Source organism: Streptomyces sp. NPDC052023 (genome assembly GCF_044548465.1).
GTDB lineage: Bacteria > Actinomycetota > Actinomycetes > Streptomycetales > Streptomycetaceae > Streptomyces.
Genome location: NZ_JBIUBW010000002.1, coordinates 462,059 through 475,362, shown reverse-complemented (window position 1 = coordinate 475,362; position 13,304 = coordinate 462,059). Strand labels below are relative to the sequence as shown.

Below are 13,304 nucleotides of genomic sequence, written 5' to 3'. Positions count from 1 at the left end.
ACGGCACAGCAGCCGACCACCAGCTGCCCGACGAGACGGACCGGCGTCGCGGCGGGCTGCCGGGCCAGGCGGGGCGGCGTAGCGCGGCGACGGACCACGAGCTGCCGGTCGAGGCCGGACGGCACAGCAGCCGACCACCAGCTGCCCGACGAGACGGACCGGCGTCGCGGCGGGCTGCCGGGCCAGGCGGGGCGGCGTAGCGCGGCGACGGACCCCCGGCTGACGGACGAGGCCGGCAGGCATGGCGGCGGACCACAAGCTGCTGGGTGAGCCGGGCGGCGCGGCCTCGGACCACAAGCCGACGGACGGACAGGCGGCGCGGCCTCGGACCACAAGCCGACGGACGGACAGGCGGCGCGGCCTCGGAGCACAAGCCGACGGATGGGCGGGCGGCATGGCGCCGGACGACAGGTTGCCCGACGAAGCAGACCGGCGGGTCGCCGGCTGACGGACGACGTGGGCGGCCGACGCCGCCGGTGAGGCGGTCCGCGCCACCGCCGGCCGCGCGGCCGGCGTCTGTTGCTCGGCGGGGGGGCTGATGGTCCTGGGCCACAGAACCCGCACCGGACGGTGCTGCTCGGACCCGCCTCGCGCGGCCCCTGTCACACCGTCCACAGGTTCCCTGTCATAAGGGTCAAAGCAGGAAATAGCCTGCCGACCCTAGGAGTGCAGTGATGACCGAGCCCGTTCTTGAGCCTGCGGCACAGGAGATCGCGGATGCGACGGCCAACCCGCCGTTCCTGTACGAACTCGGACCGGAGGGCGCCCGGAAGGTTCTGGACGACCTGCAGGCAGCGCCGGTGGAGAAGCCTGACGTGGAGGAGAAGTGGACCACGGTGCCCGCCGAGGTGGGCGACGTGCGGGTGCGGATCGTCAAGCCGGCCGGCAGCCGGGGCACGCTGCCGGTCGTCCTCTACGTGCACGGCGGCGGCTGGGTCCTCGGCAACGCCGGGACCCATGACCGGCTGGTGCGCGAGCTGTCCGTAGGGGCGGGCGCCGCCGTGGTGTTCGTCGAGTACGACCGCTCGCCGGAGGTCAGGTACCCGGTCGCCATCGAGCAGGCGTACGCGACCGCTCGGTGGATCACCGCGAAGGGTGCGGAGGAAGGTCTGGACGCCTCGCGTCTGGCGGTGGCCGGCGATTCCGTGGGCGGCAACATGACCGCGGCACTGACCATCATGGCCAAGCAGCGCGGCGACGTGACCTTCGTTCACCAGTCGCTGTACTACCCCGTCACCGACGCGGCCCAGGACACCGACAGTTACCGGGAGTTCGCGGACGGGCCCTTCCTCACGGCGAAGGGCATGGCCTGGTTCTGGGACTGCTACACCACCGATCCCGCGCAGCGCGCGGAGATCACCGCCTCGCCGCTGCGGGCAAGCCTGGAGGAGCTGGCGGGCCTGCCGCCCGCGCTCGTCATCGTCGACGAGAACGACGTGCTGCGCGACGAGGGCGAGGCCTACGCCCGCAAGCTGACCCAGGCCGGCGTTCCCACCACGAGCATCCGTTACAACGGCATCCTGCACGACTTCATGATGCTCAACCCCCTGCGGCCCACGCAGGCCACGACTGCCGCGATGGAGCAGGCCGTTCGCACCCTGCGTACCGTCCTCCACGGCAACTGAGAGTTCCGCGCCGTTCACCCGCGGCGCCTGAAGGGCTCGCGGCCCCGTAGCTGCTCACCGCCTCGGCGCCGGTGCGCGTGGACCTCGTTCTGCAGGCCCACCGTGAAGGCAGGGCGAGCACCCGTCTCTGCTCCCGCCCGCCGCCCACGGTCCGCCTCTCCCCGACTGCGGCAGCTTCCTGCCGCACCTGCGCCATGTCCATGCAGCGGGCATGGCTGACACCTCTGCCTCGAAAGGGCGCTTCATGTACCGTCATCCGCGTTTCCGGCGTGCCCGCACGCCTCTCACCCTCATGGCCACCGCCACGGTCGCCACCGCGCTTTTCGCCACGTCGGTGGGTCCGGCGAGTGCCGCCAAGAGCACTCCCCCGAAGTCTCCCAAGCCGACCGTCGTGCTCGTCCACGGCGCGTTCGCCGATTCCTCCAGCTGGAGCGGCGTCATCAAGAGGCTGAAGCAGGACGGTTACCCGGTGGTCGCCGCGGCCAACCCGCTGCGGGGCGTGAGCATCGACGCCGCCGCCGTCAAGGCGGTGCTGGCCGGCATCGAAGGGCCGGTGGTTCTGGTCGGGCACTCCTACGGCGGAACGGTGATCAGCAACGCCGCACACGGCTCCGGCAACGTCAAGGCGCTGGTGTACGCCGACGCCTTCCTGCCCGAGAAGGGCGAGAGCGCCAACGAGCTGGTGGGCAAGTTCGAGGGCAGCATCATCGGCAAGGTGCTGCGCCCCGTCCCGATCACCAACCCCGACGGCTCGAAGGACGTCGACTTCTACATCGACCAGTCCAAGTTCCACAAGGCGTTCGGCGCGGACGTCCCCGCGAGCACCGCAGGCGTGATGGCGGTCACCCAGCGTCCCGGGACCGCCACCGCGCTCAACGAACCTTCCGGTGAGCCCGCTTGGAAGACCATTCCTTCCTGGGCCGTGGTGGGGACGAACGACCGGATCATCCCCCGGGAACTCCAGGTCTACATGGCCAAGCGTGCCAAGGCCCAGATCTCGGAGATCCCGTCCTCCCACGCGGTGAGCGTGTCCCACCCGGACGCCGTCACCCACGTCATCGAGAAGGCGGCGCGTACGGTCCGCTGACCGGCGCACCCCGGCGGGGCGGGGCGGCAAAGGCGCCGCCCCGCCCCGCCGCGCGCGTGCCGTGGTCACGCAGGTCACCGGCGGGCCCGGCGGCCCGGCCGGAGTGCCACCCCCTCCGTGCGGGCGTATCGTCCCTTTATGTACGCGGAGTCGCTCGCGGACGCCCTGGTGCAGGGGATGCGGGACAGCGGCGCCTGCGTGGGTGCCGTGTATCTGCCGGAACCGGGCGGAGGGGTGCTGCGGCTGGCGGTGCTGAGCGGAGTGCCGTGGGAGGTGGCCGCCCCGTGGGGACGGGTCGCCCTGGGTGCCACCACGCCGGTGGCCGACGCGGTGCGCGAGCGTCGTCTGGTGTGGCTGGGCAGTCAGGAGGAGCTGGCCCGCCGTTATCCGCAGATGGCCCTCGTCCTGCCGTATCCCTTCGTGCTGGCCGCCGCGCCGATCACCACCGACGGCACGCAGTGGGGCGGGCTGGTGCTCCAGTGGTCCGCGTCGCACCCGGAGCGGCTGCGCGAGCGGGAGCGGGACGCGATCGGCGAGGTCTGCCGGCGGATGGGGGCGATGCTGCGGAGCGCCGCCGACAGCGGCCACCCCGTGGTGCACGACGCCGAGCCCCTCCTCGTGCCCGCGCCGGGCGCCGATCCGTCCCGGCCGGCCCGCACGCAGTCCGGGCAGGAGTTCGCCGAGCGCCTCCCCGGCGGCTGCTGTGCGCTGGACATGGACGGGCGGATCGCCTTCGTCACCGCCACCGCCGCCACCCTCCTCGGCGCCGCCCTGCCCGAGCTGCTCGGGGCCAGGCTCTGGGAAGTGCTGCCCTGGCTGAACGACCCGGTCGCCGAGGACCGTTACCGGGCCGCGGTCCTCAGCCGCCGGCCCACGTCCTTCACCGCGCTGCGCCCGCCCGACCGCTGGCTGTCCTTCCGTCTCTATCCGGACGGCTCGGGCGTCAGCGTGCGGATCGCCCCCGTCCTCGCGGCGCAGGCCCCGGACGCGGCGCTCTCGCCCGCCCCCGCCCCGCCGTCCGCCACGGGCCGGGCCGCCGCGCTCTACCACCTGATGCATCTGGCGGCGACCCTCACGGAGGCGGCGGGAGTGCAGGACGTGGTGGACCGGGTCGCCGACCTGGTCCTGCCCGCCACCGGAGCGCAGGCCCTCGCCCTGATGACCGCGGAGGACGGCAGGCTGCGGATCATCGGCCACCGCGGCTACTCCGCCGACCTGATGAGCCGCTTCGACGCCGCCCCCCTGACCTCGGCCACCCCGGCGGTGCGCTGCCTGACCACGGGCGTTCCCACCTTCTTCGCCGACTTCGCCGAGCTGAAGCGCGCCTACCCTCCGGCGGTGCTCCAGGACGACATGGCCGCGTGGGCCTTCCTGCCCTTGATCACGTCCGGGCGCCCGGTGGGCTCGCTGGTCCTGGCCTACGACCGGTCCCGCCCTTTCACCGCGGAGGAGCGCGCCGTCCTCACCTCACTGGCCGGCCTGATCGCCCAGGCCCTGGACCGCGCCCGCCTCTACGACGCCAAGAACCGGCTCGCCCACAGCCTGCAGGCCGGCCTGCTGCCCCACACCCTGCCCCGGATGCCCGGGCTCGACGTGGCCGCGCGCTACCTCCCCGCCGGTCACGGCATGGGCATCGGCGGCGACTTCTACGACCTGATCCGTCTCGACGACACCACCGCGGCCGCGGCCATCGGGGACGTCCAGGGCCACAACGTGCAGGCCGCCGCGCTCATGGGCCAGGTCCGCACGGCGGTCCACGCCACCGCCGGATCGAGCCCCGGCGAGGTCCTCGCCCGGACCAACCGTCTGCTCACCGACCTCGACCCCGGCCTGTTCACCAGCTGCCTCTACGTCCATCTCGATCTCGCGCGCCACCACGCCTGCCTCGCCACCGCCGGCCATCCGCCGCCCCTCCTGCGCCACCCCGGCGGCCGTACCGAGGTGCTCCGCCTGCCGCCCGGCCTGCTGCTGGGCATCGACGCCACCGCCACCTACCCGGCCACCGAGATCACCCTGCCGCCCGGCGCCGTTCTCGTCCTCTACACCGACGGCCTGGTCGAGGTCCCCGGTGTGGACCTCGACGAGGTCGTCGACGACCTCGCGGGCCGCCTCGCGCGGGCCGGCGACCAGCCGGTGGAGGCCCTCGCCGACACCCTCGTGCGGGACGCCCGGGAGTGCGCGCACCGGATCGACGACGTCGCCCTGCTCGTGATCCACCCGCGCTGACGACCGCGCCTGCCTGCGCGCGCACCCGCCGGGTAACCGGTGCCCCATGGGCGACATCCTCGTGGGCACGTGCTCGTGGACGGATCGGGAGCTGGTCGGCAGCGGCTGGTATCCGCCGGGACGGCGGGACGCCGAGGGGCGGTTACGGCACTACGCCGAGCGGTTCGCGGTCGTGGAGGCCGACGCCACGTACTACGCCCTGCCCCGCGAGCGGAACAGCCGGCTGTGGGTGGAGCGCACGCCGGACGGGTTCGTGTTCGACGTGAAGGCGTTCTCGCTGCTCACGGGGCATCCCACGCGGAGTGCGGTGATGCCGGACGGGCTGCCCGCCGACTCCCGGGACCCCGAGGTGCTCGACGCGGTGTGGGCCCGGTTCGCGGCGGGGATCGCGCCGTTGCGGCAGGGCGGGCGGCTGGGATGTGTGCTGTTCCAGTTCCCGCCGTGGCTGCGGCCGGGGGCGCGGGCCGAGACGTTCGTGGCCGAGACCGCCCGGCGGACGCGGGGCTGGCCCGTCGCCGTGGAGTTCCGGCATCCCGGGTGGTGGCAGCGGGAGCGGGCCGAGGCCACGTGCGCGTTGCTCGCGCGGCACGGCATGGCCGCCGTGGCCGTCGACATGAACCGGATGCTGCCGTCCTCCGTGCCGCCGGTCACCGCGGTGACCTCGCCGCGGCTGTCCGTCGTACGGTTCCACGGGCGCAGTGCCGCCTGGGGCACCGGGAGCAAGGAGGACCGGTTCCGGCACGCCTACGACGAGGGCGAACTCGCCGAGTGGCTGCCGCGGTTGCGCGCTCTCGCCGATCGGGCCGAGCGGCTCCACGTCCTGTTCAACAACTGCTGCGGCGACGCGGCCGTACGGGCCGCCGAGACCATGACGCGGCTGCTCGCAGGGGCGGCCGGCGGGCGGCCGGTGAGGGTCGCGGGGCCCGGTGCCTGACGGCGGTCAGCCGCGCTGGAAGAACTCCACCTCCGCCACCGCCAGATGGCGGCCCTGGGCCTGCCCGACGGGCGAGCGCAGCACCAGGCGGACCGCCGTCACGTCGCTGATCTGGGTGGGGATCGTCTGCGGGCCCGGTTTGTCGCTGAGCGAGAGCACCTTGTGGCGCTGCCCGCCGTCCCGCGTCGTCACCTCCATGTCCAGCTGGAGCGCGCGCCCCTGACGGACGTAGTCCTGCGGCTTCGCGGACGCGCCGTTGGTGATGATCAGGTCGACCAGCCGGAACGGCTTGCGGAAGGTGTACGTCACCGAGGCGCCCGCCGCGGGCGCGCCCCAGTAGCGGTTGCTCAGTCCGTCCGTGGTGTTCGTCGCCGGGTGCCGGGCGACCTCCGCGCTCGCCGCGATGTTCGCCGGGGTCACGGGCTTGGCCTTGCCCAGCTTGTCGCGGGTGTCCTCGATCAGGGCGCGTCCGGCGGGCAGGAGCAGGAAGCCGCCCGCGCACAGGGCCAGCACGACCGCCAGGATCACGAAGAAGCGCAAGGCCCGGCCCGAACTCGCCCGCACCCGGCGGCGGAACGGCCAGACCGTCCGCCACCACGGCAGCGGCACCGGCTCGGCGGCGGGCTTCAGCTCGGCCGCGCAGCGCCGGCAGAAGCGCCGGCCCGGCTGGTTGGGCGTGCCGCAGGCCGGACAGGGCTTGCCCGCCACGTCGTCGGGCGCCGCGGCGGGACGTACGACGGGGCGGGGTGCCACCGGCTTGGCGGGGCGCACGGGCACGGGGTCCTGCTCCGGCGCCTCGGGGGCGGGGGCGGCCGGGGAACGGGGGGCGGGCGGCTGTGGGGTGGACGGCGCCGGTGAAGTGGGCGGCGCCTGCGCGGTGGTGGGTGACTGCCCGGGGGTGGGATCCGCCGGGGTGGCAGGGGCGTGCGGTGGCCGTGGCTGAGGAGCTGTGGAGGCGGGGGGCACGGACTGGGTGGGGCCGTCGGGGGTCTCGTCGTCGCGGGAGGCCGGCGGGTTCGCGGGGGCGGCAGGCTCCGTGCGTACGTCGCCGGACGCGGCCCGGGACGGCGTGCTCGTGCGCTCCTCCTGGCCGGGGGTGGCGCGGTCGCCCTCCTCGGGGCGCGGGCCCGCGGCATGCGCGTCCCCGGCTCGGCCGGCGCGCGTCAGGCGGGTGCGCAGCGCGGAGGTGCGCCGCCGCCCGGCGGACGCGGAGTCGTCGGCGGAAGGCGGGGACGAGGGTGCGGGCGCGGGTGCGGGCGCCGGGTCCGGTGCTTCCTGGTCCTGGGGAGGTGTGCTCGGCGCAGGCTGCTCCTGCGGCTCCGGCGCTGTGCCCGGGGCCCCGGCGGGCGTACTCGCCGCCGGCGTCGTGTCCGACCACCCGAGATACGCCCCGCAGTTGCCGCAGAAGTCGTCCCGGGGGCCGTTGGACGCCCCGCACGCGGGACATGCGCGCATGGCGTCACCTCCCTTCGTCGGCGGGCGGGCCGGGCAGGAGCTCCACCCGGCAGACGGTGTGCACCGGGCACATGGCCCGGACGATCTCGCGGACCTTCTCCAGGTCCACCTGCTCCGCGCGACCGCCCGGCCACACCCGGACCAGGGTCTCGGCGGAGGGCTCCGGCGGCAGATCGGCGCCGGCGGTGCGCGACCACACGGCACCGCCGTCCCCGGTCACCTCGGCGTGCACGCCGAGCGCGAGCCGCAGGGCCTCCACCAGGCCCCGCCTGGTGCCGCGCCACCGGTGCAGCTCCATGGCACGTACGACCGCCTCGCGGCGCAGCCCTACCGGCCACCGCGGGTCGTCGGTGGCGCCCACCCAGGAGGCCAGCCAGGCCAGGAAGTCGGTCGGGGTCACCCGGGGATCGAGGTAGGCGGGCAGGTTGTCGAGGGTCGCGAACACCGGGGCCAGCACGGTGTCGAGACCGGCGGTGAAGCGCTGCGCGAAGTCGTCGTCGGCGTACAGCGCGGGCAGTTGCTCACCGATGGGGTGGCGGCTGGGCAGCCCGGGCACGGCGGCGCGGCGGCTCATCCACACACCTCCCGCTCCACGGCGGTGACGGCCGTCGTCATCCCCGCGCCTCCGGCTCCATGGCCGTGACGACCACCTGGTGCTGGTACGAGAAGACCAGGGCGCCCGCGGCCACGTCGACGCGGTCCGCCGGGGCGCCACGGCGGCCGGTGATCGGGTCGGCGGGGAAGAGGCGGATCTCCTCGACCAGCGCGTTGCCGGTGGCGCGCTGGAGCACGCCGAACACCTCGCCGTACTGCACCGGCCGCCCGAACGGCCATCCGGTGCCGTCCGGGCCGCCGTGCAGGGGGTTGAGGTGCCGGAACAGCGCGGCGAGGGCCGCCTCCCGCACGCGGTCGGTGTCGCCCGCCGCCGCCGCGAGCCGGGCCACCACGGTGACGCCCTGATAGACCGGCGGTTCCACCACGAGCCGGGTGCCGATCAGGCGCCGTTCGTCGAGGGTCGCGGTGATCGCCTGCAGCACCTGGTCGGAGGGGATCAACTGCTCGAAGCGGAGCCGGTCGTCGCCCTCGTCGGCCACCGCGTCCGGCACGACGAGGACCCGTACCGCGCCGGCGCCGCCCGCGGGCAGGCAGCGCACCCGGCGTACCGAGGGCGCCGCCTGCCGGCTGAGGATCTCGTAGTCCTCGGCGGTCACCGCGCGCTCCTGCATCCGCAGCGCCTCGGGCGCCCGCAGCTTGGCGTCCGCGACGCTCTCACCGGCGACGCCGCCGCGTGCCGCCTCCCGGTTGCCGACCCGGGCGACGTAGGGGACGGAGCTGCGCAGCACGGAGATCGCGCCGCGGGCGACGTTGCCGGCCGGCCCGCCGCCGGTGCGGTAGCGAGCGACCCGTATCCGGGCGCCCTTGGGAGGTACGGCGCCGCACAGCCGCAGCGTGCCGTCCGGTTCGCGCAGCGCCGGCGCGAAGCCGAACTCGCCGGTGGTGGCGTCCACGCGGACGTGCCGGTCGGCGGGGCGGGAGCGGCCGAAGTGCTCGACCACGTCCCAGCGTTGCCACCCCTCGGGCGAGGACACCTCCACCACGGGCGGCTCGCCGTCGAGGAGGACGGGCGGGCGGCCGAGCCGGAACGTCTGCCCGGCGACCCCCTCCGAGGTGCCGAGCGGTACGTCGGTCACGGTCTCGGCGTGCTCGACGGACATGGTGCCGCCGACGGTGAACACCGCCGCCTCGCGCACCGTCGGGGACTCCGAGTAGAACGGCTGGCCCGGCTCCGCCTCGGTGACCCGGCAGCGCAGCCAGCCGGCCCGGGTGCCGCCGATCACGGACGCCGTGTGCCCGGCCGGTACGTACACGATGACCTCGCCGGGCCGGTTCAGGCCGCCGGTGGTGTCGGTGCCGGTCTCGCAGGCCCGCCAGCCGCCGCCGTCCCAGGCCTCCCACACGAGCGGCGGCTGGCGCGGGTCCACGCCGACGCCCTCGACGCGGCTGTCCAGGCGCACCGCGACGACACAGCGCGGCACCGCCGTCGGCAGGCCGAACAGCAGCGCGTCGCCCGGCTCGGGTGCCGCCTGGAAGCAGGGCACGTCCTGGCCCTCGGCGAGCATCCCGGTGCGGTCGGTCTGCTCACCGGTGCGGGGCGCGGTCACCAGGCGGATCAACTCGCTGGGGAGGATGCGCAGTTCGCCGGTGGTGGTGAACGCCACCGGCTCGTCGGTCTCACCGCCCGCCGTGGTCACCTCGGTGCCCGGGGGCAGCGCCACCGTGTCGGGCTGCGGCGCCGACAGCCAGAAGTCGACCTCGGCCGTGGCCGCGGCCGGCGGGAACAGGCGGATGTCCAGCAGGTCGAGGAAGGCGGCGTAGTTCTTGTCCGGCACCCGGTTGAGCCGGTACAGCAGCTGGTCCACGAGGTAGGCGAACGTCTCGATCAGGGTGACGCCCGGGTCGGAGACGTTGTGGTCGGTCCACTCCGGGGCGCGCTGCTGCACGTACCGCTTGGCCTCGTCCACGAGCTGCTGGAAGCGGCGGTCGTCGAGGTTGGGGGAGGGCAGGGCCATCAGGCGGCGCCCCGTTCCCCGGACCCGGCGGCGGTCCCGGTCCCGGATCCGGCTCCGTATGCGGCACCCGAGCCCGCCTCGGCGCCCTCGTCGAGCGGCTCGTCGGAGGGGATCGTGTAGAAGGGGAAGACCAGGTTGCGCCGGTCGTTGGTGGTCCGCACGGTGTAGTGCACGTCGATGTAGAGGGTGCCGGCCTCCACGGCGTCGAAGGCGACCACCACGTCGTCCACCGCGATGCGCGGCTCCCACCGCTCCAGCGCCTCACGCACCTGCTGCGCGACACGGCCGGCGGTGGCGCCGTCGCCGGGGGCGAAGACGTAGTCGTGGATGCCGCAGCCGAACTCGGGGCGCATGGGGCGTTCGCCGGGCGCGGTGCCGAGCACCAGGCGGATCGCCTCCTCGATCTCGCGCTCCTTCTCGACCATGCCGATCCCGCCGGTCGGTCCCACCCGCAGGGGGAACGCCCAGCCACGGCCGATGAACCGCTCGCTCATCACACTCCCCCGATCAGTACGTTCATGGCGCCGGTGACGACCATCGCGCCGCAGGCGGACTGGTCGCGCTGGCGCGCGGCCGGCAGTCCGCCGATGAGGACCTGGCCCTTGGCGAGCGCACCCGGGTCGGGCTTGATCACGTTGGCCGGTCCCAGGGCCGCGTGCGGCGGGATCGGGCAGACGACGAGGCTGCCCACGACGGCGGCGGGCCGGCCTCCGATCAGCACGGTGGCCACACTCCTGGCGGCGGTGGGCGGCGCAGTGGTGACCCGGCCGCCGTGGCTGGTGGGGTCACCGGTACGGGCTGCGGCTGGCATGCGGTGCTCCTTGCGGCAAGTTGGGGGACTGGGAGGTCAGTTGATCTTGATGAGCTTGGCCTTGAGCACACCGAGCAGACCGCCGTCGACGGTGACGCCCGAGCTGCCGCTGATGTTCACGTTGCGGCCGCCGATCTTCACTCCGACCCTGCCCTGGATGTCCACGTTCCGGCCCGACACGCTCACGTCGCCCCGTCCCGCGTCCAGCGTGATGCCCTTCTTGTCGAGCACGACGGAGGTGAGGGGCTGCCGGCTCCGCCCGGCGTACACCGTCAGCTCGATCCGGTCCCGCCGGTCGTCCAGGAAGACCTCGAGGCGCTCGTCGGCGGACCTCAGCCGCACCCCGGAGGGACCCGGCGCCCGCGCGTCCAGCAGCTCCACCCGGTGCCCCGAACGCGACACGAGGGAGCGGCGGTTGACCTTGCCGCTGGTCTTGTCGATCAGCGGTACGTCGTGCGGCGAGGGCTTGTCCACGCCGTTGTAGAGCCCTCCGATGACGTACGGGCTGTCCAGCAGGCCCTGCTCGAAGCCGACCAGGACCTCGTCGTTGACATCGGGGCTCACCACGCCTCCGCCGCCCTTGCCGCCCCACTGCACGGTGCGCACCCAGTCGGTGACGTAGGTGTCGTCGAGCCAGGGGAACTTCAGCTTCACCGCGCCGCTCTCGGCGCCGCCCGGCTCGCGTACGTCCGTCACCACACCGATCGCCAGACCCGGCATGCGCGGGCCACGGCTCGGCGCGTTGGCGCCGGTGACCAGTCCGGTCAGGGAGCGGTCCGGGCTCGCGCTGACCCACACCGTCGTGCGGTAGCCGCCGTTGGGCTCCAGGACGTGCTGCACCGCCGTGGCCGTGTAGCGGCCCGAGAACGCCTGCCCGACGTTGCCGAGCGCCACCGGCTTGCCCGCCCGCAGCAGCGGATTGCCCTCCGCCAGCACCTCCAGCTCGCCGAAGCCCGCGCTGACCTGGTCGGCCACCGCGTCCGCGACCGCCGTCGTCTCGGCCTGGGTGCGGTACGGGGTGTCGGTGACCGTCAGCTTCGACGCCTTGCCGAACCGGGCGGCGAGGGCCGGGCTGAGCCCCGGCACCACCGTGTCGCTGTTCACCGACGGCTTCCGGGCCACCAGCGGCCGTTTCGTGGTGACGTCCCAGCCGCGCACCTCCACCTGCTGCGCGCCGTCCGCCGCCGACAGCGAGGCCCGCAGCGCCAGCAGGTTGCGCCCGTACTCCAGCACCATCGGGCTGCGCGTGGCCGGCGTCGACGGGGCCGGCGCGCCGGACGCCTTCTGCGGCCTGGTGAACTGGAGCAGCCCCTTGTCGTCGACACGGACCTGCGCGCCGCTCTCGGCCGCGAGGAACTGAAGGAACTCCCAGTCGGACACGTTCGCCTGGGACAGCTGCTTGTAGGTGACCGGCGCGGCCTGCACGGTCCCGCAGGCCAGCCCGGCCCCGGCGGCCACCTTGCGGACGATCGCCGACGCCGTCATGTTCCGGTAGGCGACCACCTTCCTGCCCCGCTGGAGCCGGTGCGCCTTGGAGTAGGCGCGCACGACGGTGAACGAGCCGGTGCGGTCCCGGTCCACCTCCAGGGCGGTCACCTCGCCGTTGAACAGCCGCTCGCGCGCCTGCCCCTTGACCGTCACGACCGACACCCGCAGCGGGGTGCCGATGGTGATGCCGGTCGCCCTGAGGAACTCGTGGTCGGGGTCGCGGAAGGTGAGCACGGCCGCGTCGGGCAGGCCCACGTTCTCGTCGACCACGCAGCTCACCAGCTGGGCGGCCCAGATCGGCGGCAGTTCGCCGGGGGTCTCCACGACGGGGTCCGCCGCGAACGACCGGCCGCCCCGTTCCCCGGATGTGGTCACCGTTCCTCCTCGCCGCCCGCGTCCCGCAGCCCCGGCACCACCAGTTCGGTGCCGGGTACGAGCGCCATCGGGTCGTCTATCGCGTTCGCCTCCGCGATGACCCGCCAGGCCGTCGCGTCGCCGTACTCCCGCCAGGCCAGCAGCGCCAGGCTGTCCCCCGCCACCACGGTGTGCGTGCTGCGGGCGGTGCGCGCGCCGGACGTCGGGTTCTGGCCCGGCGGGTCGACGCTCGCCTCCTCGATCGACAGCTGGCAGGTGGCCCGCAGCGGCTTGCCGTCCACGTCGAACAACGTGTAGGTCACCGACAGGCTGGAGAGCACCCCGTCGAACGACGTCGTCCGCGCGGCCCCCCACTCGAAGCGCACCCACGGGCTGGCGGGCTTCTTGCGGCCCAGGCTGGCCGGGGTCGGCACACAGGCCTTCATCAGCTTCTCCACCGCCTGCTCCACGGAGTTGTCGTGCTTGGCGGTGGCGTCCAGGAACACCTCGAGGCTCAGCGTGCGCGGGCCGCTGCCGACGAACTCGGGCAGCGCCGACTGGCCCGCCATCCGGGACGGGGAGCGCCGCCACTCGGTGGTCTTCTGCAGTTGCAGGCTGGAGGGGTTGAACTGGAGGTCCAGCCGCGCGATCGTCCCGCCGGGCTTCGCGCCGACCGAAGCGGGAGGCTCCTTCAGGGTCAGCTGGGCCCGGGCCCGGCTGGCGCGGACCGCTGGGGACATGCGGGAACTTCCTT

General features: G+C 74.3%; 11 protein-coding genes. 4 read left to right on the top strand and 7 right to left on the bottom strand.

Annotated features, from left to right (window positions below):
* Window positions 1-674 precede the first annotated feature (674 nt).
* The 4 genes from ACIHCM_RS06265 (at window position 675) to ACIHCM_RS06250 (ending at window position 5,872) form a co-directional block, all read left to right on the top strand.
* Window positions 675-1,625 (top strand): alpha/beta hydrolase, encoded by a 951-nt coding sequence (locus ACIHCM_RS06265; RefSeq protein WP_399889873.1) that lies wholly within the window; start codon window positions 675-677, stop codon window positions 1,623-1,625.
* Window positions 1,626-1,869: 244 nt separating this feature from the next.
* The gene (locus ACIHCM_RS06260; RefSeq protein WP_399890569.1) at window positions 1,870-2,712 is read left to right on the top strand and encodes an alpha/beta fold hydrolase; all 843 of its coding nucleotides are present in this window, start codon (window positions 1,870-1,872) and stop codon (window positions 2,710-2,712) included.
* Window positions 2,713-2,850: 138 nt separating this feature from the next.
* Complete coding sequence (locus ACIHCM_RS06255; RefSeq protein WP_399889869.1) at window positions 2,851-4,938, top strand: SpoIIE family protein phosphatase; 2,088 nt, start codon at window positions 2,851-2,853, stop codon at window positions 4,936-4,938.
* A 46-nt stretch (window positions 4,939-4,984) separates the two neighbouring features.
* Window positions 4,985-5,872 (top strand): DUF72 domain-containing protein, encoded by an 888-nt coding sequence (locus tag ACIHCM_RS06250; protein ID WP_399889866.1) that lies wholly within the window; start codon window positions 4,985-4,987, stop codon window positions 5,870-5,872.
* Between the two features lie 6 nt (window positions 5,873-5,878).
* Here ACIHCM_RS06250 and ACIHCM_RS06245 read toward each other — a convergent pair whose 3' ends face one another.
* The 7 genes from ACIHCM_RS06245 to ACIHCM_RS06215 are packed head-to-tail and all read right to left on the bottom strand — an operon-like array spanning window position 5,879 to window position 13,290.
* Window positions 5,879-7,327, bottom strand: a complete 1,449-nt coding sequence (locus tag ACIHCM_RS06245) for an NADase-type glycan-binding domain-containing protein (protein ID WP_399889862.1) — start codon at window positions 7,325-7,327, stop codon at window positions 5,879-5,881.
* A 4-nt stretch (window positions 7,328-7,331) separates the two neighbouring features.
* Window positions 7,332-7,901, bottom strand: coding sequence for a phage tail protein (locus tag ACIHCM_RS06240; protein ID WP_399889859.1), 570 nt, complete (start codon window positions 7,899-7,901; stop codon window positions 7,332-7,334).
* A gap of 37 nt (window positions 7,902-7,938) precedes the next feature.
* Entirely contained in the window at window positions 7,939-9,897 is a 1,959-nt protein-coding gene (locus tag ACIHCM_RS06235) for a putative baseplate assembly protein (protein WP_399889856.1), read from the bottom strand.
* Window positions 9,897-10,391, bottom strand: a complete 495-nt coding sequence (locus ACIHCM_RS06230) for a GPW/gp25 family protein (RefSeq protein ID WP_399889853.1) — start codon at window positions 10,389-10,391, stop codon at window positions 9,897-9,899. Before ACIHCM_RS06230 ends, ACIHCM_RS06235 begins: the two co-directional genes overlap by 1 nt.
* Window positions 10,391-10,708 carry a PAAR domain-containing protein gene (locus ACIHCM_RS06225; protein ID WP_399889850.1) on the bottom strand — a complete coding sequence of 106 codons (318 nt, stop codon included), beginning with the start codon at window positions 10,706-10,708 and terminating at the stop codon, window positions 10,391-10,393. Before ACIHCM_RS06225 ends, ACIHCM_RS06230 begins: the two co-directional genes overlap by 1 nt.
* 36 nt (window positions 10,709-10,744) lie before the next feature.
* Complete coding sequence (locus ACIHCM_RS06220) at window positions 10,745-12,571, bottom strand: VgrG-related protein (RefSeq protein ID WP_399889847.1); 1,827 nt, start codon at window positions 12,569-12,571, stop codon at window positions 10,745-10,747.
* A complete protein-coding gene (locus ACIHCM_RS06215; RefSeq protein ID WP_399889844.1) occupies window positions 12,568-13,290 on the bottom strand; it encodes a LysM peptidoglycan-binding domain-containing protein in 723 nt (240 codons plus the stop codon). Before ACIHCM_RS06215 ends, ACIHCM_RS06220 begins: the two co-directional genes overlap by 4 nt.
* Window positions 13,291-13,304: the final 14 nt, after the last annotated feature.

Excerpts from the sequence above, each read along its gene's own strand:
- ACIHCM_RS06230 (WP_399889853.1), bottom strand. The coding sequence starts at position 10,391 with ATGAGCGAGCGGTTCATCGGCCGTGGCTGGGCGTTCCCCCTGCGGGTG.
- ACIHCM_RS06215 (WP_399889844.1), bottom strand. The coding sequence starts at position 13,290 with ATGTCCCCAGCGGTCCGCGCCAGCCGGGCCCGGGCCCAGCTGACCCTG.
- ACIHCM_RS06265 (WP_399889873.1), top strand. The coding sequence starts at position 675 with ATGACCGAGCCCGTTCTTGAGCCTGCGGCACAGGAGATCGCGGATGCG.
- ACIHCM_RS06225 (WP_399889850.1), bottom strand. The coding sequence starts at position 10,708 with ATGCCAGCCGCAGCCCGTACCGGTGACCCCACCAGCCACGGCGGCCGG.
- ACIHCM_RS06235 (WP_399889856.1), bottom strand. The coding sequence starts at position 9,897 with ATGGCCCTGCCCTCCCCCAACCTCGACGACCGCCGCTTCCAGCAGCTC.
- ACIHCM_RS06260 (WP_399890569.1), top strand. The coding sequence starts at position 1,870 with ATGTACCGTCATCCGCGTTTCCGGCGTGCCCGCACGCCTCTCACCCTC.
- ACIHCM_RS06255 (WP_399889869.1), top strand. The coding sequence starts at position 2,851 with ATGTACGCGGAGTCGCTCGCGGACGCCCTGGTGCAGGGGATGCGGGAC.
- ACIHCM_RS06240 (WP_399889859.1), bottom strand. The coding sequence starts at position 7,901 with ATGAGCCGCCGCGCCGCCGTGCCCGGGCTGCCCAGCCGCCACCCCATC.
- ACIHCM_RS06250 (WP_399889866.1), top strand. The coding sequence starts at position 4,985 with ATGGGCGACATCCTCGTGGGCACGTGCTCGTGGACGGATCGGGAGCTG.
- ACIHCM_RS06245 (WP_399889862.1), bottom strand. The coding sequence starts at position 7,327 with ATGCGCGCATGTCCCGCGTGCGGGGCGTCCAACGGCCCCCGGGACGAC.